General features: G+C 67.8%; 17 protein-coding genes. 3 read left to right on the forward strand and 14 right to left on the reverse strand.

The window, feature by feature from the left end; all coding sequences use genetic code 11:
* The first annotated feature begins 45 nt into the window (after positions 1 to 45).
* Positions 46 to 2418 (forward strand): penicillin-binding protein 1C, encoded by a 2373-nt coding sequence (pbpC, locus tag IB228_RS04940; protein WP_225562223.1) that lies wholly within the window; start codon positions 46 to 48, stop codon positions 2416 to 2418.
* Between the two features lie 42 nt (positions 2419 to 2460).
* Here pbpC and IB228_RS04945 read toward each other — a convergent pair whose 3' ends face one another.
* Entirely contained in the window at positions 2461 to 2937 is a 477-nt protein-coding gene (locus tag IB228_RS04945; protein WP_192197715.1) for a peroxiredoxin, read from the reverse strand.
* Positions 2938 to 3178: 241 nt separating this feature from the next.
* Between IB228_RS04945 and IB228_RS04950 the strand changes: the two genes are divergently transcribed.
* Complete coding sequence (locus IB228_RS04950) at positions 3179 to 4066, forward strand: DnaJ C-terminal domain-containing protein (protein WP_192197716.1); 888 nt, start codon at positions 3179 to 3181, stop codon at positions 4064 to 4066.
* A gap of 164 nt (positions 4067 to 4230) precedes the next feature.
* Here the strand turns inward: IB228_RS04950 and pilH are convergent, their stop codons facing one another.
* From pilH to purB, 12 genes are all read right to left on the reverse strand, one after another.
* Positions 4231 to 4623, reverse strand: coding sequence for a twitching motility response regulator PilH (gene pilH, locus IB228_RS04955; protein ID WP_141453090.1), 393 nt, complete (start codon positions 4621 to 4623; stop codon positions 4231 to 4233).
* 109 nt (positions 4624 to 4732) lie between these two features.
* A complete protein-coding gene (locus IB228_RS04960) occupies positions 4733 to 5725 on the reverse strand; it encodes a YhdH/YhfP family quinone oxidoreductase (RefSeq protein WP_183641828.1) in 993 nt (330 codons plus the stop codon).
* A gap of 121 nt (positions 5726 to 5846) precedes the next feature.
* Entirely contained in the window at positions 5847 to 5990 is a 144-nt protein-coding gene (locus IB228_RS20045) for a hypothetical protein (protein WP_343205571.1), read from the reverse strand.
* Between the two features lie 72 nt (positions 5991 to 6062).
* Positions 6063 to 6656 carry a TIGR00730 family Rossman fold protein gene (locus IB228_RS04965; RefSeq protein WP_183641826.1) on the reverse strand — a complete coding sequence of 198 codons (594 nt, stop codon included), beginning with the start codon at positions 6654 to 6656 and terminating at the stop codon, positions 6063 to 6065.
* A 135-nt stretch (positions 6657 to 6791) separates the two neighbouring features.
* On the reverse strand, positions 6792 to 8228 hold the full coding sequence (gene lpdA / locus IB228_RS04970) for a dihydrolipoyl dehydrogenase (RefSeq protein WP_192197717.1): 1437 nt from the start codon (positions 8226 to 8228) through the stop codon (positions 6792 to 6794).
* 109 nt (positions 8229 to 8337) lie between these two features.
* On the reverse strand, positions 8338 to 9558 hold the full coding sequence (gene sucB / locus IB228_RS04975; RefSeq protein ID WP_192197718.1) for a dihydrolipoyllysine-residue succinyltransferase: 1221 nt from the start codon (positions 9556 to 9558) through the stop codon (positions 8338 to 8340).
* Positions 9559 to 9618: 60 nt separating this feature from the next.
* The gene (locus tag IB228_RS04980; protein WP_192197719.1) at positions 9619 to 12450 is read right to left on the reverse strand and encodes a 2-oxoglutarate dehydrogenase E1 component; all 2832 of its coding nucleotides are present in this window, start codon (positions 12448 to 12450) and stop codon (positions 9619 to 9621) included.
* 222 nt (positions 12451 to 12672) lie between these two features.
* A complete protein-coding gene (locus IB228_RS04985; protein ID WP_225562288.1) occupies positions 12673 to 13539 on the reverse strand; it encodes a GNAT family N-acetyltransferase in 867 nt (288 codons plus the stop codon).
* A gap of 38 nt (positions 13540 to 13577) precedes the next feature.
* On the reverse strand, positions 13578 to 14756 hold the full coding sequence (locus IB228_RS04990) for a cupin domain-containing protein (RefSeq protein ID WP_192197720.1): 1179 nt from the start codon (positions 14754 to 14756) through the stop codon (positions 13578 to 13580).
* On the reverse strand, positions 14753 to 15673 hold the full coding sequence (gene bla / locus IB228_RS04995) for a subclass B3 metallo-beta-lactamase (protein ID WP_192197721.1): 921 nt from the start codon (positions 15671 to 15673) through the stop codon (positions 14753 to 14755). Before bla ends, IB228_RS04990 begins: the two co-directional genes overlap by 4 nt.
* A complete protein-coding gene (locus IB228_RS05000) occupies positions 15670 to 16068 on the reverse strand; it encodes a VOC family protein (protein WP_192197722.1) in 399 nt (132 codons plus the stop codon). Before IB228_RS05000 ends, bla begins: the two co-directional genes overlap by 4 nt.
* A 41-nt stretch (positions 16069 to 16109) precedes the next feature.
* The gene (purB, locus tag IB228_RS05005; RefSeq protein WP_192197723.1) at positions 16110 to 17477 is read right to left on the reverse strand and encodes an adenylosuccinate lyase; all 1368 of its coding nucleotides are present in this window, start codon (positions 17475 to 17477) and stop codon (positions 16110 to 16112) included.
* 139 nt (positions 17478 to 17616) lie between these two features.
* On the opposite strand from purB, the gene IB228_RS05010 reads away from it, so the two are divergent.
* Positions 17617 to 19062: a class II fumarate hydratase gene (locus IB228_RS05010; protein WP_192197724.1), complete on the forward strand. Its 1446-nt coding sequence runs from the start codon at positions 17617 to 17619 to the stop codon at positions 19060 to 19062.
* 47 nt (positions 19063 to 19109) lie between these two features.
* Here the strand turns inward: IB228_RS05010 and IB228_RS05015 are convergent, their stop codons facing one another.
* On the reverse strand, positions 19110 to 19955 hold the full coding sequence (locus tag IB228_RS05015) for a DUF2268 domain-containing putative Zn-dependent protease (protein WP_192197725.1): 846 nt from the start codon (positions 19953 to 19955) through the stop codon (positions 19110 to 19112).
* Positions 19956 to 19973: the final 18 nt, after the last annotated feature.

Here is a 19973-nt window from a genome sequence, read left to right on the forward strand (position 1 = left end):
GGATGTGGCCACTGACGTGATACGTGACTGATGGTTGGTTCGAGGATGTCCCGCTGGCAACGCGCATGGCGGCGCTTGCGCGCGCTGCGCTGGCCGGCCGTGCTGCGCTGGGGCGCGGTGGGGGTGCTGTCGTCATTGCTGTTGCTGGACCTGCTGTTTCCGCCGCCACTGCCGAAGGCGCGCGACACCAGCACCCTGGTGGTCGCGCGCGACGGCACGCCGCTGCGCGCGTTCGCCGATCGTGACGGTGTCTGGCGCTATCCGGCCACGCCGGATAGCGTGTCGCCGCTGTACCTGGACGCGCTGCTGAACTACGAGGACCGCTGGTTCTGGAAGCATCCCGGCGTCAATCCCTGGGCGATGCTGCGGGCGGGCGGGCAATGGTTGCGGCGCGGACGGATCGTGTCCGGCGGCTCGACCCTGACCATGCAGGTGGCGCGGATCCTGGATCCGCATTCGCGCACGCCCTGGGGCAAGCTCAAGCAGTTGCTGCGCGCGCTGCAACTGGAAGCGCACCTGTCCAAGCGCGAGATCCTGTCGTTGTACCTGGAGCGTGCGCCGTTCGGCGGCACCATCGAAGGCGTGGAGGCGGCCAGCTGGGCCTACCTCGGCAAGCCGGCCACCCGCCTGTCACAGGCCGAGGCCGCACTGCTGGCGGTGTTGCCGCAATCGCCCAGCCGCCTGCGTCCGGATCGCCACCCCGATGCCGCGCGCGCGGCGCGCGACAAGGTACTCGCGCGGATGGTGGCGCTGGGCGTGTGGACACCGGCGCAGGTGGAGGAAGCGCGGATCGAACCGGTGGTGGCGCGTTCCCTGCAGCCACCGCTGTCGGCGGCGTTGCTCGCCGAGCGCCTGCGCCAGCGGCAACCGCGCGCGGCGCGCATCGAATCGACCGTGGACGCCGACCTGCAACGCACCCTGGAGGAGCGGGTGGCGGCCTACTTCTCGCAACTGCCGGCACGTACCTCGGCGGCGCTGCTGGTGATCGACAACGCCAGCATGGAAGCGCGCGCCTACGTCGGTTCGGTGACGTTCGGCGACAAGGAACGCCTGGGCCACGTCGACATGGTGCAGGCGTGGCGTTCGCCGGGATCGACCCTCAAGCCGTTCCTGTACGGACTGGCGCTGGATGACGGCCTGATCCATTCCGAAAGCCTGCTGGTCGATGCGCCGCAGTCATTCGGCGGGTATCGGCCCGGCAACTTCGACGCCGCCTTCAACGGTCCGATCGGTGCGGCGGAAGCCCTGCGGCTGTCGCTCAACGTGCCGGCGGTGGATCTGCTGGACCGGGTCGGGCCGGCGCGTTTTTCCGCGCGCCTGGCCAATGCCGGCATCGCCTTGAAGTATCCGCGCGGCGCATCACCGAACCTCGCGCTGATTCTTGGCGGTACCGGTGCGCGCCTGGAAGATCTGGTCGGTGCGTTCGCGGCATTCAACCGCGGCGGCCTGGCGGGGCGGGTGCGCTACACGCCGCTGGATGTGCGCGAGGACCGCCGGCTGGTGTCGCCCGGCGCGGCATGGATCATCCGCGAGATCCTGGAATCGCATCCGCGGCCCGGCTACGGGCAGGGCGCGTTCGACACCGCGATGCGTCCGCGGGTGGCGTGGAAGACCGGCACCAGCTACGGCTTCCGCGATGCGTGGGCGCTGGGCAGCACGCGCCGCCATACCGTCGGCGTGTGGGTCGGCAGGCCGGACGGTACGCCGTTGCCGGGACAATACGGCGCGGTCACCGCGTTGCCGCTGATGTTCGAGATCATCGACAGCCTGCCGCGCGCGCGCGGTGACGCCGCCGCCTCGCCGCCACCGGCGAACGTCGCCGAAACCGAGATCTGCTGGCCGCTGGGCCTGCCGCCGGAAGCCGACGCGCCGGAACTGTGCCAGCGACGGATGAAGGCATGGACGCTCGATGGCGCGACGCCGCCCACCCTGGCCGAGCGCGACGCGCGCCGCTGGAGCGCGGGTACCGAAGTGTTCGAGGTGGACGCGACAACCGGCCTGCGCCTGTCCGCCGAATGCGCGCGCCCGCATGCATCGCAGACCCGACGCATCGCCCGCTGGCCGGCGCTGGCCTCGCCGTGGCTGGGCGCGCAGACCCGCGCGCAATCGCGCCTGCCGGCACTGTCGCCGGATTGCGTGGACGATGGCCGCGAAGCAGCGGAAGAACTGCGCATCGATGGCATCAACGACCGCGCCACCCTGGCGCGCGCGCCGGGCAGCGAACACGGCGTGCGCCTGCAGTTGCGCGCGCTCGGCACCGAAGCCCGCGTGCAATGGCTGCTGGACGGAAAGTGGATCGCCGAGACCCAGGGCGCGCGCCCGTTCGTGCGCGACTTCGAGGAACCGGGCCAGCACACGCTGACGGCGCTGGCCGACAGCGGTGCGTGGACGCGGTTGAGTTTCTCGATATTGCGATGAGGATGGCCGGCGTGCCGTTTACACAGGCGCGCCAGCCCCTGCTCAGATGTTCGCCAGCACGTGTTCGGCCGAGGACACCTTGTATTCGCCGGGCGCCTCGATGAAGAGGTTGCGGACCACGCCGTCCTCGGCATAGAGCGCGAAGCGGCGCGCGCGGATGCCCATGCCGTAGCTGCTGGCGTCCATCTCCAGGCCGAGCGCCTTGACCAGGTCGGCATTGCCGTCGGCGAGCATCTGCAGGCCGTCGGGCACGTGCTGGGTCTTGCCCCATGCCTGCATGACGAACGGATCGTTGACCGACACGCAGAACACTTCGATGCCGCGCTTGCGGAAATCCTCGAAGTGCTGGACGAAGCTGGGCAGGTGCTTTTCCGAACAGGTCGGGGTGAACGCGCCGGGCACCGCGAACAGCACGGCCTTGCGGCCCTCGAACAGCGCGCGGGTGTCGATGGTCTCGACGCCCTCGCGGATGCGCTTGAGGATGACTTCGGGGATTTGTTCGCCAATCTGGATGGTCATGGTCGGGTCCTGGTGAGGAAGGCTGAATGGAGTTTAGCCCGCCCGGTCGATGGGGACGTTACGTGCCTGAAAAGAGTGTGATGGCCCATGGCGGCCACGGGCAGGCATTCGTGTCCGGAGCCGAAGGCCGCCGGGCCCGGCAAGCGGCGCGACAGCCGCTAGAATTGACGCGTGGCGCCCGCTTCGCGGGCCTCCGTGTCCAGCCGGTGGCCGGCCGGCGCGGTTTTCCAATGGAGACCCGATGCAATTCAAGGATTACTACGCGGTACTGGGCGTTGAACCGACCGCCGGCGACGCCGAGATCAAGACGGCGTACCGGCGGCTGGCGCGCAAGTACCATCCCGACGTCAGCAAGGAAGCCGGCGCGGAAGATCAGTTCAAGGCGGTCAACGAGGCCTACGAGGCGCTGCGGGATCCGCAGAAGCGCGCGGCCTATGACCAGTTGCGCGCGCGCGGCTACCGCCCGGGCGAAGAGTTCCGGCCGCCGCCGGATTTCGGCCAGGGCGGTTATGGCGGGCAGAATTTCGACTTCGACGAGGTTTTCGGCAGCACCGGCGGTGGCGGTGGCTTCAGCGACTTCTTCGAGGGTCTTTTCGGACGGCGTGGACGCGCTGACGGCGCGCAGGCGCGGGGACCGCACGCGCCGCGCGACTCGCGCGCCAAGCTGGCGGTGCCGTTGCAGGCGGTCCACGACGGCGGCAGCGTGCGGGTGAACGTCAATGGCCGTCAGCTCGAAGTCAAGGTGCCCAAGGGCATCAAGCCGGGCCAGGTCATCCGCCTGGCCGGGCAGGGTGGCAGCGGCGGCAATCTGCTGCTGGAAATCGAGTACGCCGCGCACCCGCAATTCGAGGTCGATGGCCGCAACATCATCTATGTGCTGCCGGTGGCGCCCTGGCAGGCGGCGCTGGGCGCCTCGATGACCGTGCCGACCCTGGGCGGCGAGGTCGAGGTGAAGATTCCGCCGGACTCGGAAGCCGGGCGCAAGCTGCGCCTGCGCGGCCGTGGACTGCCGGGCAATCCGGCGGGCGATCAAATCGTCGAACTGGAAATCACCGCGCCGCGCGCCACCAGCGAGGAGCAGCAGGAAGCCTATCGCGATCTGGCCCGGGCTTTCGGCGAGAAGCCGTAGCAACCTCTTGTGGGAGCGACGTCAGTCGCGATTCGCGGATTGCCAGTCGGTCGCCTATCGCGACTGACGTCGCTCCCACAAGATGAGACGGATGCGCGCATCCCCCAAATAAAGAAAAGCAGGCCGTGGCCTGCTTTTCTTCATCACGTTTGAATGCGGGCGAATCAGGCCGCGGGCGGTTCCGGCAGTTCGCGCGCGTTGAACACGCGCTCGATGACCTCGGCCAGTTCGTCCTCGGAGAACGGCTTGGTCAGGTAGGCCTTGGCGCCCTGGCGCAGGCCCCACATGCGGTCGGTGTCCTGGTCCTTGGTGGTCACCAGGATCACCGGGATGTGCTTGGTGCTGGCCTCGCGGCTCAGCGTGCGGGTGGCCTGGAACCCGTTGAGGTTCGGCATCACCACGTCCATCAGCACCATGTCCGGCAGCTCGCGCTTGGCCACTTCCACGCCCGCGGCGCCGTCCTCGGCGGTGAGGGACTCGTGCCCCAGTTTTTCGACGATGCGCTGGATGCCCAGCAACTGCGAAGGTGAATCGTCGACGATCAGAATGCGTGCCATGGAGTTCCCCGAGTGTCCCCAAATTATCCCCGCACCGATTGTAGGAGCGGGCCCGGGAGAAAGAAACGGGGGCGTTCCCGGACACGCCGTCGGGCGGACCCCGACGGCCTCAGAAAGTGACCAGGGTACGGCCGAACGAACCCCCGGAAAGCATGTTCCTGAACACATCCGGCAGCCCTTCCAGCGTGGTTTCGCGGGTGCAGATGGCCTCCAGGCGGGCCGGTTTCCAGTCGTCGGCCAAATGCCGCCAGATGTCGTCCCGGATGGCGCGCGCGGTGCCGGCCGAAGCCACGCCGACGAGCGATACGCCCCGGATGATGAACGGCATGACCGTGATGTCCAGTTCGGCGGTCGCGGCCAGGCCCGCGCTGGCGACATTGCCGTAGGGCACGGTCTGCGCCAGCAGGCTGGCCAGCATCGCTCCGCCCACGTTGTCCAGTCCTCCGCCGAAACGCGCCGATTCCATCGGCCGCCGGGTGGCCAGCGCATCGCGTCCCAGTACCTCGGTGGCGCCGAGCGATTTCAGGAAGTCCGCGTGTTCTGGCTTGCCGCTGATGGCGTGCACCTCGTAGCCGGCGCGGCTGAAGATGTTCACCGCCAGCGTGCCCACGCCGCCGGTCGCGCCGGTGACCGCCAGTGGTCCCAGATCCGGCGTCTGCCGGTTGTCCCGCATTCGGTACAGGGCCAGCGCGGCGGTGAAGCCGGCGGTGCCCAGGATCATGCTTTCGCGCAGGCTCAGTCCCTTGGGCAAGGGAATCACCCACTTTGCTTCCAGCCGGGCGTATTCACCGTAGCCACCGTCGCGGGTTTCGCTGAGGCCGCAGCCGGTCACCAGCACCTCGTCGCCCTCATGAAACGCCGGATCGGTGGAGGCCACCACGTGCCCGGCCACGTCGATGCCGCCGACCAGCGGGAACCGCCGCAGGATCTTGCCTTCGCCGGTGCCGGCCAGCGCATCCTTGAAGTTCACCGAGGAGTACGCGGTCTTGATCACCACCTCGCCGGGATTCAGATCGTCCAGCGAAATCGATTCGATGCCGCTGCGGTAGCCGCGATCGTCGTTATGGATGCGGAAGGCGTTGAACGAGGTGGGCAGGGTCATGTGGGGACGCTCCGGTTCCGGAAATCTGGACGGGTGGATGGGAGGATGTCCGGATACAAATCCCGCCACCCGGCGTTGGCACCCTCGATGAGCTGGATCTTCCAGATCCGCTTCCAGGCCTTCAATGCTTTTCCCGCAGGATGGCAGATTCCATCGTGCCGTGGACTTCGTACCAGACCAAAGTATGGACCCGGCAGCGGCGGGTGAAGCCGTCAACCTGAGCGTGTTTGTGCTGCCAGATGCGTCCGGGCAGGTGGGATGTCACGCCGATGTGGAGCGTTCCCCGCGGTCGGCTGGCCAGGAGGCAGACGCAGGGAATCCGTTCCCGGGGGGCGCCTCAGCGCAGCGACTTGCGCCGCTTCTCGTCCATCCATTTCGACGCCTGGGCCGGCTGGTAGGCCTTCATCCAGTCGAACATCGCGCCGAGGTCCTCGCCGTGCCACAGGTCCTCGCGCTGATCCGGGTGCAGGAAGCGCTCTTCGACCATGCGGTCGATCATGCCCATCAGCGGCGCATAGAAGCCATCGACGTCCAGGAAGGCGCAGGGCTTGTCGCCGATGCCGAGCTGGCGCCAGGTCAGCATTTCGAACATCTCGTCCAAGGTGCCGAAGCCGCCGGGCAGGGCGACGAAGGCGTCGGACAGGTCGAACATGCGCTTCTTGCGCTCGTGCATGTTGGCGACCACTTCCAGCCGGGTCACGCCCTTGTGCGCGACTTCCCAGTTGACCAGTTGCTCCGGAATCACGCCAACCACTTCGCCACCACCGGCCAGCACCGCGTCGGCGACGATGCCCATCAGGCCGACGTTGCCGCCGCCATAGACCAGTTGCAGTCCCTCGCGGGCGATGCGATCACCCAGCGCGACCGCGCGTTCGGCGTAGAGGGGCTTGCTGCCGGCGTTGGAGCCGCAATAGACACAGATACTGCGCATGGGATTCGTGATTCGGGATGGGGGATTCGTAAAAAGCAAACGCCGAGCAATGCCCGGCGTCCGCATTGGGATTCGGTCAGGTGAGGGAATGCGCTCGGCGAATCCCCAATCCCCATCCCCGAATCCCGGCTCTCATCAATTGGCCTTGTGGATCGAACGCTTGTCCACCGCCATGGCGGCGTCGTGGATGGCCTCGGACAGGGTCGGATGGGCGTGGCAGATGCGGGCCAGGTCGTCGGCCGAGCCGTTGAACTCCATGGTCAGCACACCTTCGTGCACCAGTTCCGACACGCCGACGCCGACCAGGTGCAGGCCCAGCACGCGATCGGTTTCCGCGTGGGCGATGACCTTGACGAAGCCGGCCGGCTCGCCCATCGCGACGGCACGGGCAATCGCGGCGAACGGGAAGCTGCCGGTCTTGTACGGGGTGCCTTCGGCCTTGAGCTGCTGCTCGGTCTTGCCGACCCAGGCGATTTCCGGTTCGGTGTAGATGACCCACGGCACGGTGTCGAAGTTGACGTGGCCGGGCAGGCCGGCGATCAGTTCGGCCACCGCGATGCCTTCCTCGAAACCCTTGTGCGCCAGCATCGGGCCGCGCACGCAGTCGCCGATCGCCCAGACGCCGTCGACGCCGGTGTGGCAATGATCGTCGACCTCGATCTGGCCGCGCTCGTTGAGCTTCACGCCGGTACCGTCGGCCAGCACGCCCTTGGTAGCGGCGCGGCGGCCAACGGCCACCAGCAGCTTGTCCACGGTCAGGGTCTTCTCGCCTTCCGCATCGGTGTAGGTGACCACGACTTCCTTGGTCTTGCCCTTGCCGGTGATTTCGGTCTTGCTGACCTTGGCGCCGAGGCGGATATCCAGGCCCTGCTTCTTGAATTCGCGCGCCGCGGTCTTGGCCACTTCGGCATCGGCGACGGCGAGGAAATCGGGGAGGGCTTCCAGGATGGTGACTTCGGCGCCCAGGCGCTTCCACACGCTGCCCAGTTCCAGGCCGATCACGCCGGCGCCGATCACGGCCAGCCGCTTGGGCACGGCGGTGAAGTCGAGCGCGCCGACGTTGTCGACGATGTATTCGTTGTCGAACTTGGCGAACGGCAGTTCGATGGAATCCGAACCGGCCGCCAGAATCACGTTGGTGCCCTTGAGCTCGACTTCGCTGCCGTCATGCTGCTTGACCTTGACCACGTTGCCCGGCTGCAGCTGGCCGAAGCCGTAGAACGGGGTGATCTTGTTGGCCTTGAACAGCATCGCGATGCCGCCGGTGAACTGCTTAACGATCTTGTCCTTGCGGCCCACCATCGTGGCGACGTCGATCTTGGCGTCCTTGGTGCTGATGCCGTGCTCGCCGAACAGGTGCTGCAGGTTGTAGAACTGGCGCGAGCTGTCCAGCAGCGCCTTGGAGGGCACGCAGCCCACGCGCAGGCAGGTGCCGCCCAGGGCCGGCTTGCCGTCCTTGCCCAGCGCGGCATCGATGCAGGCGACCTTCATGCCCAGCTGCGCGGCGCGGATGGCGGCGTGATAGCCGGCGGGACCGGCACCGATGACGACGACGTCGAATTGTTCGCTCATTTCATTCGCTCAATGGGATTCGGGATTGGGGAGTGGGGATTCGTCGAAAGCGGAAGCAGGCGCTTGTCGCTCCTGCGAATCCCGAATCACGAATTCCCAATCCCGGCGCTTACATGCCAAGCAGCATGCGGTGCGGATTTTCCAGCTGGTTCTTGATGTCGACCAGGAACAGCACCGCGTCCTTGCCGTCGATGATGCGGTGATCGTAGGACAGCGCGATGTACATCATCGGCGCGGCCACGACCTGGCCGTTCTCGACGATGGCGCGTTCCTTGATCGCGTGCATGCCGAGGATGGCGCTCTGCGGCGGGTTGACGATCGGGGTGGACATCAGCGAACCGAAGGTGCCGCCGTTGGTGATGGTGAAGGTGCCGCCCTGCAGATCCTCCAGGCCCAGCTTGCCGTCACGCGCCTTCTTGGCGTAGTCGGCGATGCCCTTTTCGATGTCGGCGAAGCTCTGGCGCTCGACGTTGCGCAGCACCGGCGTGACCAGGCCCTTGTCGGTGGACACGGCGATCGAGATGTCGGCGTAGCCGTGGTAGATGATGTCGTTGCCGTCGACCGAGGCGTTGACCACCGGATGGCGCTGAAGCGCGTTGGCGGCGGCCTTGGCGAAGAAGCTCATGAAGCCCAGCTTGATGCCGTTGGCCTTCTCGAACGATTCGCCCAGTTCCTTGCGCATCGCCATGACCTTGCCCAGGTTGACCTCGTTGAACGAGGTCAGCATGGCGATGGAGTTCTTGGACTGCATCAGGCGCTCGGCGATGCGGGCGCGGATGCGGGTCATCGGCACGCGCTCTTCCGGACGTGCGCCGCCGGACACGCCGGCGGTCTTGCCGCTGGCGTAGTTGACCAGGTCTTCCTTGGTCACCGCGCCGCGGCGGCCGGTGCCTTCCACCTGCGCCGGATCGATGCCCTGGGTGACGGCGGTGAAGCGGGCGCCGGGCGGCAGGCTTTCGACGCCGGCGGCGGCCGGGGCCGGAGCGGACTTGGCGGCCGGCGCCGGTGCGGCAGCGGCGGCAGCGGGAGCCTCGGCCTTCGGTGCTTCGGCCTTGGGGGCCTCGGCGGCCGGAGCCGGCGCGGCGGCGACCGCGCCTTCCTCGATGATCGCCAGCAACTGCTGGCTGGTCACGGTGTCGCCTTCCTTGAACTTGATTTCCTTGATCACGCCGTCGACCGGGGACGGCACTTCCAGCACGACCTTATCGGTTTCCAGATCCAGGAGGTTCTCATCGCGCTTGACCGCGTCACCGACCTTCTTGTGCCAGGTGGCAATGGTGGCGTCGGAGACGGATTCGGGGAGAACCGGAACTTTGACTTCAGTGGCCATGGATGGAGGCGTCCTGTTTTTTTTGGTGGCGTGCTTTGAAGGATGGAATGCGGGCGCCGCTTACTCGGCGACCACGTCGTTTTCGAACTTGTTGACCAGCGCGTCGGCGACCAGCTTCAGCTGTTCCTCGACGTGCTCGGCGAAATGACCGGCAGCGGGCGAGGGCGAGCGCGGGCGGCCGGCGTAGTGCAGGCTCTGCTTCTCGCCCAGGCAGGCGTTGAGATGGTGGCGGATCTGGTACCACGCGCCCTGGTTCTGCGGCTCTTCCTGGCACCAGACCACGTCGGTTGCCTTGCCGAAGCGCTTGAGCTCGGCGGCCAGCTGCGGACGCGGGAACGGATACAGCTGTTCGATGCGGACCAGCGCGACGTCGTCCTGGCCACGCTTCTGCTGGTCTTCCAGCAGGTCGTAGTAGACCTTGCCCGAGCACAGTACGACGCGCTTGACCTTCTTCGGGTCGGCGGCCTTGTCCGGGATCAGGTGCTGGAACTCACCGTTGGCCAGTTCGTCCAGGGTGGAGACGGCCAGCTTGTGACGCAGCAGCGACTTGGGCGTCATCACCACCAGCGGCTTGCGGGTGGTCATGCGCATCTGCCGGCGCAGCATGTGGTAGGCCTGGGCAGGCGTGGTCGGCACGCAGACCAGCATGTTCTCCAGCGCGCACAACTGCAGGAAGCGCTCCAGGCGGGCCGAGCTGTGCTCGGGACCCTGGCCTTCGTAGCCGTGCGGAAGCAGCAGGGTCAGACCGCTGACGCGTCCCCACTTGGCCTCGCCGGCGGCGATGAACTGGTCGATCACCACCTGCGCGCCGTTGGCGAAGTCGCCGAACTGCGCTTCCCAGATGCACAGGGTGTTGGGATCGGTGGTGGAGAAGCCGTATTCGAACGCCATCACCGCTTCTTCGCTGAGCAGCGAATCGATGATCGTGGCCTGCTCCGGCGATTCCACCAGCTGCCGCAGCGGCAGGAAATAGCTGTCGGTCTTCTGATCGTGCAGGATCGCGTGGCGATGGAAGAAGGTGCCGCGGCCCGCATCCTGGCCGACCAGGCGCAGGCCGTTGCCTTCCGCCAGCAGGGTGGCGTACGCCAGGTTTTCGGCGAAGCCCCAGTCGCCCGGCAGATCGCCGGCGGCCATCTTGGCGCGGTCTTCATAGATCTTGGCCACGCGCGGGTGCAGCGACACGCCCGAGGGAATGGTGTTGATGATCTTGGCCAGCGAATCCAGCGCCTTGCGCTTGACCTGGGTGTCGACCGGATCGCTGAGCTTGCCGGACACGTACTTCGACCAGTCGATCGCCAGTTCGTCGCCCTTCTGCTTGGCCAGCTCGGTGGTGTATTCGCCCGAATCCAGCTTGTTGCGATACTGATCGACCAGCGCCTTGCCGCCTTCGGCGGGGAGCACGCCGGCGCCTTCCAGCTTGGCCGCGTACAGCTCGCGGGTGGTCGGGTGCTTGCGGATGGTCTGGTACATCAGCGGCTGGGTCGCCGCCGGCTCGTCGGCCTCGTTGTGGCCATGGCGGCGATAGCAGACCAGGTCGATGACCACGTCCTTCTTGAACTGCTGGCGGAACTCGTAGGCCAGGTTGGCGCAGAACACCACCGCTTCCGGGTCGTCGCCGTTCACGTGCAGCACCGGTGCGCCGATCATCTTGGCCACGTCGGTGCAGTACAGGGTGGAGCGGGCGTCGTCGCGGGCGCTGGTGGTGAAGCCGATCTGGTTGTTGATCACGACATGCAGGGTGCCGCCGACCGCGAAACCGCGCGCCTGCGACATCTGGAACAGTTCCATCACTACGCCCTGGCCGGCGAACGCCGCGTCGCCGTGCATGATGATCGGCAGCACCGCCTGGCGGGAGGTGTCGTTGCGGCGCTCCTGGCGCGAACGCACGCTGCCGGCCACGACCGGATCGACGATTTCCAGGTGCGAGGGGTTGAAGGCCAGCGCCAGGTGGACCGGACCGCCCGGGGTGGCGATGTCGGCCGAGAAGCCCATGTGGTACTTCACGTCGCCGGCATGGGCCAGGCTGTTGTCGTGCTCGAACTTGCCCTCGAACTCGTCGAACAGCTTGCGCGGGCTCTTGCCCAGGGTGTTGACCAGCACGTTGAGGCGGCCGCGGTGGGCCATGCCGACCACGATGTCCTTGACCGAGCCGGCACCGGCGCGGTGGATGAGCGTATCCAGCAGCGGGATCAGCGAATCGCCGCCTTCCAGCGAGAAGCGCTTCTGGCCGACGTACTTGGTGTGCAGGTAGCGCTCCAGACCCTCGGCGGCGGTCAGCCGCTCCAGGGTGCGCTGCTTGGCCGCCGCGTCCAGGCCATAGTTGCCGGCGGCCGCTTCCAGCCGCTGGTACAGCCACTGGCGCTGCTCGACCTCGGAGATATGCATGAATTCGGCGCCGATCGAGCCGGTGTAGGCGGCCTTCAGTCGGGTCAGCAGGTCGCGCAGTTTCATGCGCGGCTGGCCGGCCACGTTGCCGGTGCTGAATTCGCTGTCCAGATCCTTGTCGGACAGGTCATGGAAGGCCAGGCCGAGATCCGGCGGATTCATCGGCGGGCTCAGGCCCAGCGGATCCAGGTTGGCGCCCAGGTGGCCGCGCGAACGGTAGGCGGTGATCAGGCGGCCGACATTGCGCTCGCGCTCGTCGCCACCGGCCGGGGCCGCCACATGGCCATTGTTCGCCGCCTGGCGCGAGGCCGCGGCAATCTGCTCGATGACCACCGAGTGGGGCACGTCACCGGCCTCGCGGCCCTTGAAACCGTCGAAGTAGGCCTTCCATTTGGGACCCACACTGTCCGGGTCAACCAGGTATTGCTCGTACAGGTCTTCGACGTAGGAGGCATTGCCTCCGTTGAGTTGCGAGGATTGCGCAAACTGCTTCAGGAGATTGTCCACGATGGCGATGAGGTGCTTGCTGTCGGAATGGTCTTGGAGGGACGGGGTCGGCGGATTCGATGTGGGCCCGCGCGGGCGGAAGACAACCCCAAAATTATACCCGCAAGGCGGGAACGGGGCATAAAGGTATTGGACTAAAGGCGCAGTCTGGGCCACGCGGATGACAAACCGGACACAATCGACGCGATTCCCGCGGATTTCCGCAACCTCGCGAGGAGAAGGCTACAGTCCCAGCGCGCGATACTCGGTGCAGGGGCGTGAGCGTTCCCACACGTGGGCGAATTCCTCGCGCAACTGGCGCGCGCGGCCGGCCGCGTCCAGGTCCGCTTCGCCGTCGAAACGGTGCCCCAGCGGGCGGAAGTAGTAGCCATCGGCGTCGCTGACGACATAGGCCGAGGGATAGTTGCGGTCCACCGGATCGTGCACTTCGCGGAACAGGAACACGCTGGGCAGGCGCTGGGCCAGCGGCAGCAGCGGTGCCTGCCGGCGCTGGGGAGTGCCGGCGTCCTGCAGCAGGATCTGGACTTCCACCGCGCCGGGGCGGGTGGCCAGCCGGCGCAGGGCGTCCAGCACCTCCGGGGCGTCGAACAGGCCCGGCTCCAGGTCCCGGCTGTAGATCCGCAGCTGGCGCCGGCTGCCGCTGGCCAGGGCCAGCAGGGTGGCCCTGGCCCCGGCCAGATCCTCGATGGCGGTGGCGCCGTCCAGGCGCCGGCGCATGGCCTGGTGCTCGATTCCGGCCTCGTGGAACCGTGGACCGTAGGGTACGAAGCCGTGCCGGGCATAGAAGGCTTCGGCACTGACCTGGGCGTTGAGGGTCAGCTCCGGCAGGTGGCGCTTGCGGGCCTCGGCCAGCAGTGCGGCCAGCAGGGCGTCGCCGACGCCGCGCCCGCGCCATTCCCGCAGGACCGCCATCCGGCCGATCCGGTGTTCCGGGGTCAGTCGCCCGGTACCGATGGGCCGGCCGGCGTCATCGCGCGCCAGTACGTGCCGGCAGAGCAGATCCATGGCGTCGCGTTCCTCTTCCAGCGGCACCCGTTGTTCCTGTACGAACACCATCTCGCGCACCCGCAGCAGGTCGTCCCGCTGCAGGGCGTACTCGACCGGCTCGACCCGGAAGCCGGCGGTGTTCAATCCTCTTCCCCGGCCAGCACCAGCTGGTAGTGACCCTGGGCGAGCAGCGCCATCACCGCGTCGCGACCGGTGGCCGACAGGCCGGCGTAGCCGTGGCCGTCAAGCGTCTCCGCCGCGGCCAGGGTGCGCGCGTCCGCCACCGGCATCGGGTAGTCGTGGCCCGAACAGAACAGGGTCGCGCCCTTGCGCGCGCGCCGCCAGGCCAGCCGCGAGAACGGATGGCGGTACAGCCGTGCGCCGTGTTCGAGATCCCATTCGATTTCGATCCGCGAGCGCTGTTCCGGCGCGGGCGCGACATCGCCGGCGGCACGGTAGGTGGTGATGAAACGGCCGAACCAGTCGCCCAGGCGATCCGGATCGTTCATCCGCAGCGCATTCAGCGCTTCGACCACGCGGGCCATCGCCGCGGCGTCGATTTCGTTGGGATCGCGCGGCGGCGCCAGGTCCTCGTCGTGGTAGCGCAGGCGGTCGTCGGCATCGGCGACCAGGGTGTCGAGGTAGTCGCTGATCAGTTCGGCCGAGGAGGGCGCGCGCATGCCCACGGAGATGGTCAGGCACGGATTCACCGCCACGCCGTGGTGGGGCACGGCCGGCGGCAGGTACAGCATGTCGCCCGGATCCAGCACCCAGTCGTGGGTGGGCGTGAACTCGCGCAGCAGCTTGAGCTCGACGTCGTCGCGGAAGCCGAGCGGCGGATTCTCGCCGGCGTCGATCTGCCAGCGGCGCTGGCCCTGCGCCTGCAGCAGGAACACGTCGTACTGATCCACGTGCGCGCCGACCGAGCCGCCGGTGGCGGCGAAGCTGATCATGATGTCGTCCAGCCGCCAACGCGGCAGGAAATCGAAATGCGCCAGCAACGCGCGCACGTCCGGATCCCACTTGTCCACGTCCTGCACCAGCAGGGTCCAGTCGTGGTGCGGCATGCCGGGGAATTCCTCTTCCTGGAACGGGCCGGTGCGCAGGGTCCAGGCGTCGCGTTCGCGATCGTGCATGACGATGCGCGAGAGCGCGCCTTCCTCGCAGGCCAGTCCGGCCAGGTCGTCCGGCTGGATGGGCGACTGAAAATGCAGGAACGCGTTGCGGATCAGCAGCGGCTTCTTCTGCCAGTACTCGCTGAGGAAACGCGCGGCGGGCATGCCGAGGAAATGCTTGGCGGTGGCGTGGACTTCGATCATGGGCGTGGGGAGTTTGCGGGAGCGGGGGCGGCTTCTTCGGCCAGGCGCTTGTCCAGCCGTTCGCGCGCGGACTGCGCGTAGGCGCGGCAGGCGTTGGTGTTCGCGAGCGGTTCGTTGGCGCCGGGGCCGACGCGCGACCACAGACGGCTGGCGGACGGATGCGGCGTCACCAGGATGTCGCAGTCCAGCGCGGCGAGCCGAACCAGGGCCTGCCGGAAGGCGGCGACGTAACCGGGATGGGCCTGCTCGTCGCCGAAGCGGTACTGGTCGGTGGAGAACGCGGAGAGACTGTCGGCATAGACGAACTGGCGGCATTCGCCGCCGTCGCAGGAGCGCCAGGTCCAGGACGCCGCGCCCGGGGTATGGCCCGGCGTGGGGATGGATTTCAGCGACAGCGGGCCGACGGTGACGGTTTCCCCGTCGCCGAGGGTGCGTACGTCGGCGACGGGAGTGAAGGATTCGAGTTGCCCGAACTGGGGATCGCTGCGGTCATTGGCGCCGCGTCGCAGCGTGGCGGCGGCCGGTTCGCGCGCCAGTACCGGCGCGCCGGTGGCGCGCTGCAGATCGGCCAGGCCGCCGACATGATCGAAATGCTCGTGCGAGATCACGATGGCACGCACGTCTTCCGGGCGGAATCCGAGCGTGCGGATGTTGGCCAGCACCTGGCGCCCGCCCGCGGCGGTGCCGCTGTCGATGAGGACATGCCCCTGCGGCGAGGTGATCAGCAACGCGCTGATGCCGCAGGTGCCCACGAACCAGGTATTGCCATGCAGGCGCAGCGGCCTGGCCGGGTCGTCCCAGCGCGGCTCGGCCGGGCAGGCGGGGGCATCGTCCGCCCAGGCCCGGCCGGCGGGCAGGGCGGCCAGCAGCAGGAACGCGGCGGCCGGGATGGATATCCTCGGCGGAAATGGCTTCATGTGGCGATCTCGTCGTAACCGCGGCCAACGAACTGCAACAGGCACCAGCCGTGGCCGAACGGATCGGCCAGGCGCACGATGCGGCCCCAGCGGGCTTCGCGGATGGAGGTTTCGGGTTGGAGGCCGGCCTGGATGGCGGTGGCCAGCGCGGTATCCAGATCCTCGACCACCACGTCCAGGTGCACCGGCGTCCAATGGCGGCCGTAGTGGCGGCGCGAGCCGGAAGCACCCTCGGTATCGGCGGCGGCGCGGATCAGGTAGATGGGCGCCTGCGCGCCCAGCAGTTCCACCACGTCGTCGCCGAAGCGGCGTCCGGTGGTCAGGCCGAACGCCTGCCGGTACAGCGCTTCGGCGGCTTCCAGATCCGGCACGTCGAGATTGATCAGCAGTTGCATGGGAGCGGTCCTGCGGAGTCGGCGTGCGGGATCCGGCGGCCTCAGATCTTCCGGGCCAGCGTTTCGGCCAGTCCGGTGTAGCTGCCCGGCGTCATCTCGCGCAGGCGCTGCTTGGCGTCGGCGGGCAGTTCCAGCGATTCGATGAAGGCGCGCATCGAGTCGGCGGTGATGCCCTGGCCGCGGGTCAGCGCCTTGAGCTGTTCGTACGGATTGGGCAGGCCGTGGCGGCGCATCACCGTCTGCACGGCTTCAGCCAGCACTTCCCAGGCCGCGTCGAGGTCGGCGTCCAGACGCTGCGGGTTCACTTCCAGCTTGCCCAGGCCCTTGGCCAGCGAGTCCAGCGCCACCTGGCTGTGGCCAAAGGCGGTGCCAAGCGCGCGCAGCACGGTGGAATCGGTGAGGTCGCGCTGCCAGCGGCTGATGGGCAGCTTGGCGCTGAAATGCTCGAACAGCGCGTTGGCCAGGCCGAAGTTGCCTTCGGCATTCTCGAAGTCGATTGGATTGACCTTGTGCGGCATGGTCGAGGAGCCGACTTCGCCTTCCTTGAGCTTCTGCTTGAAGTAACCCAGCGAGATGTAGCCCCAGATGTCGCGGGCCAGGTCGATCAGGATGATGTTGGCGCGGCGTGCGGCGTCGCCGATTTCGGCCACGTTGTCGTGCGGCTCGATCTGGGTGGTGTAGGGATTGAAGACCAGGCCCAGGCTCTCGACGAAACGCTGCGCGAACGCCGGCCAATCCACGTCCGGATAGCTGGCGACGTGGGCATTGTAGTTGCCGACCGCGCCGTTGACCTTGCCGGTCAGCTCGACCGCCGCGATCTGCCGGCGCTGGCGTTCCAGGCGTGCGACCACGTTGGCGATTTCCTTGCCCAGGGTGGTCGGCGAGGCGGTCTGGCCGTGGGTGCGCGAGAGCATCGGCTGGCCAGCCTGGGCGTGGGCCAGCGCGCGCAGCGAGGCGGCGACGGCGTCCAGCGACGGCAGCAGCACCTCGCGGCGGGCCTGTTCCAGCATCAGGCCGTAGCTGAGGTTGTTGATGTCCTCGCTGGTGCAGGCGAAATGGACGAACTCCAGCGCCGGGGCGAGCTCGGCGTCGTCCTTCAGGCGCTCCTTGATGAAGTACTCCACCGCCTTGACGTCATGGTTGGTGGTGCGCTCGATCTCCTTGACCCGGGCGGCGTCGGCAACCGAGAAACCGTCGGCCAGCGCGCGCAGGCGGGTGGCCGCCGCGTCGGAGAAGGCCGGCAGTTCGACGATGCCGGGCTCGGCGGCCAGCGCCAGCAGCCATTCGACCTCCACCTTGATCCGCGCCCGGATCAGCCCGTACTCGGAAAAGATGGGACGCAGGGCGTCGACCTTGCCGGCGTAGCGGCCATCGAGCGGGGACAGGGCGAGCAGGGCGGATTCCGACATGGGGGCGTGGGGCTGAAAAGGAGCGTTCTAGTTTACCGCGAGACGGCCTCCGGCCGGCCTGGCGTATGCTGGCGGCCCTCGCAAGCAGCCGGTTCCACCACCCGGCGCCAGCCGTAGACCATCCCCACAGGAGGCGCTGATGAGCAGGAAAACCAAGGCGGGTGCGGCCCGCGACGAACGGACCCGGGTGGAACGGGACAGCATGGGCGAGCTGCGGGTGCCCGCCGACGCCCTCTGGGGCGCGCAGACCCAGCGCGCGGTGCAGAACTTCCCGATTTCAGGCCGGCCGATGCCGCGCGGCTTCATCCGCGCGCTGGGGCTGATCAAGGCCGCCGCCGCCGAGGTCAACGCCGGCCTGGACCTGTTGCCGCAGGTCACCGCGCGGGCCATCCGTGCCGCCGCGCTGGAAGTGGCTGCCGGCGAACACGACGCGCACTTCCCGATCGACATCTACCAGACCGGTTCGGGCACCTCGTCGAACATGAATGCCAACGAGGTCATTGCCGCGCTCGCCAACCGTTCCGGCAAGGCCGGGCGCAAGGGAGTGCATCCGAATGATCACGTCAACCTGGGCCAGAGTTCCAACGACGTCATTCCCACCGCCATCCGCGTCTCCGCGCAACTGGCCGTGCTGGAAGACCTGCTGCCGGCGGTGAAACACCTGCGCCGGACCATCGATCGACGTGGCAAGGCGCTCGGCAGGATCGTCAAGACCGGCCGCACCCACCTGATGGACGCGATGCCGCTGACCTTCGCCCAGGAGTTCTCGGCCTGGTCGGCGCAATTGGCCTCGGCCGAGGAGCGCATCGCCGACAGCCTCAAGCGGCTGCGCCGGCTGCCGCTGGGCGGCACCGCGATCGGCACCGGCATCAACGCCGATCCGCGTTTCGGCGCGCGGGTCGCGAAGGCGCTGTCGAAGCAGACCGGCGTGCGGTTCGAGAGCGCCGGCAACAAGTTCGAAGGGCTGGCGGCGCAGGACGACGCGGTCGAACTGTCCGGCCAACTCAGTGCACTGGCCGTGGCGCTGACCAAGATCGCCAACGATCTGCGCTGGATGAACGCCGGGCCGCTGGCCGGCCTGGGCGAGATCGAACTGCCGGCCCTGCAGCCGGGCAGCTCGATCATGCCGGGCAAGGTCAATCCGGTGATTCCGGAAGCGACCGTGATGGTGTGCGCGCAGGTGATGGGCCACCACACCGCGATCACGGTGGCCGGGCAGACCGGCAACTTCCAGCTCAACGTGACCCTGCCATTGATCGCGGCCAATCTGCTGGATTCGATCCAGCTGCTGGCGAATGTGTCGCGCCTGCTCGCCGATACCGCCATCGACGGACTCAAGGTGCGTGAGGACAACATCAGGCGGGCACTGGATCGCAATCCGATCCTGGTGACCGCGCTGAACCCGGTGATCGGCTACGAGAAGGGCGCGGCCATCGCCAAGCAGGCCTACAAGGAGAATCGCGCGGTGCTCGACGTGGCGCGCGAGGTCACCGGCCTGCCGGAGAAAGTGCTGAAGCCGCTGCTGGATCCGGCCGTGCTCGCCAAGGGCGGCATCCACGGCAAACCGGGCGGCGGAGGCGGCTGAGCCGCCTCCGCCGCGGTGGCGTCATATGGCCGGATCTTCAGACCGGATCATTCAGCCGCGGGAATGAACTCGGCGGCTTTCATCCCGGTGATCGCCGCCCAGTCGTGCGGCTTGCCGTCCAGGCGCGCGGCGACCAGGCGGTAACCCACCGAGTAGCCTGCCCACATCGGGATACCGGCCTGCGGATTCCCGAACATCGAGCCCATCAATACCTGCGGCGAGGTCTCGCCCAGGTTGGGACGGAACGCGGCCAGGGTCGCGGTGTACTGGGCGTCGTCCAGGGCGTGGATCCACGGCGCCGGGTGCGCGCCGAACACCTGGTTGGCGTAGTAATCGGCGCGGCCTTCGAACACCAGATAGTCGGCGAGGGTGAACGCGGCATCCGGATGGAACTGCTCCTGCGCCCAGTAGCTGTGATGGAGCTCGTGCGCGAGCACGTACGGCAGCAGCTTCGCCCAGTCGGCCTGTGGATGCAGCTTGACGACGACTTTGCCGCTGCCGGCGGTCAGCGCGATCACGCCCTGCATGCGATCACGCGTGAACGCGTCGTCCGGAGCGGTGAAATCCACGCACAGCGTCAGCCGGCCCTGCGGCAGATCGGCGACCACGCGGTCATAGGTGGATTGGGCGATTTTTTCGAAACGGGCCCGATCGAAGCCCTTCTCGGCCGATTCGCGCTGTTCGCGGGTCAGGCGCGGATCCGGCGCGTAGCCGCGCGCCAGGTCCGCGAACTGGCCGCCTGACGCGCAGCGGGCGAACCAGGCGTCGCCGACGGCCTTGGCATCGGTGGCCGCCAGCACCTGCGGGTTGGTGTAGTGGAAATCGATGGGCTCGCCGGCGATCGCCAAACCGGGCACGAGCAGGGACAGCAGCAGCGGAAGTCGGCGTTTCATGGGAAGTCCTGGAAGAGC

The sequence above is a fragment of the Pseudoxanthomonas sp. PXM04 genome, assembly GCF_014851695.1.
In the GTDB taxonomy this organism is placed as follows: domain Bacteria; phylum Pseudomonadota; class Gammaproteobacteria; order Xanthomonadales; family Xanthomonadaceae; genus Pseudoxanthomonas_A; species Pseudoxanthomonas_A beigongshangi.

Bases quoted from the DNA above. Each gene is read 5' to 3' on its own strand.
- pbpC (WP_225562223.1), top strand. From the start codon at position 46: ATGTCCCGCTGGCAACGCGCATGGCGGCGCTTGCGCGCGCTGCGCTGG.
- IB228_RS04945 (WP_192197715.1), bottom strand. From the start codon at position 2,937: ATGACCATCCAGATTGGCGAACAAATCCCCGAAGTCATCCTCAAGCGC.
- IB228_RS04950 (WP_192197716.1), top strand. From the start codon at position 3,179: ATGCAATTCAAGGATTACTACGCGGTACTGGGCGTTGAACCGACCGCC.
- pilH (WP_141453090.1), bottom strand. From the start codon at position 4,623: ATGGCACGCATTCTGATCGTCGACGATTCACCTTCGCAGTTGCTGGGC.
- IB228_RS04960 (WP_183641828.1), bottom strand. From the start codon at position 5,725: ATGACCCTGCCCACCTCGTTCAACGCCTTCCGCATCCATAACGACGAT.
- IB228_RS04965 (WP_183641826.1), bottom strand. From the start codon at position 6,656: ATGCGCAGTATCTGTGTCTATTGCGGCTCCAACGCCGGCAGCAAGCCC.
- lpdA (WP_192197717.1), bottom strand. From the start codon at position 8,228: ATGAGCGAACAATTCGACGTCGTCGTCATCGGTGCCGGTCCCGCCGGC.
- sucB (WP_192197718.1), bottom strand. From the start codon at position 9,558: ATGGCCACTGAAGTCAAAGTTCCGGTTCTCCCCGAATCCGTCTCCGAC.
- IB228_RS04990 (WP_192197720.1), bottom strand. From the start codon at position 14,756: ATGATCGAAGTCCACGCCACCGCCAAGCATTTCCTCGGCATGCCCGCC.
- bla (WP_192197721.1), bottom strand. From the start codon at position 15,673: ATGAAGCCATTTCCGCCGAGGATATCCATCCCGGCCGCCGCGTTCCTG.
- IB228_RS05000 (WP_192197722.1), bottom strand. From the start codon at position 16,068: ATGCAACTGCTGATCAATCTCGACGTGCCGGATCTGGAAGCCGCCGAA.
- purB (WP_192197723.1), bottom strand. From the start codon at position 17,477: ATGTCGGAATCCGCCCTGCTCGCCCTGTCCCCGCTCGATGGCCGCTAC.
- IB228_RS05010 (WP_192197724.1), top strand. From the start codon at position 17,617: ATGAGCAGGAAAACCAAGGCGGGTGCGGCCCGCGACGAACGGACCCGG.
- IB228_RS05015 (WP_192197725.1), bottom strand. From the start codon at position 19,955: ATGAAACGCCGACTTCCGCTGCTGCTGTCCCTGCTCGTGCCCGGTTTG.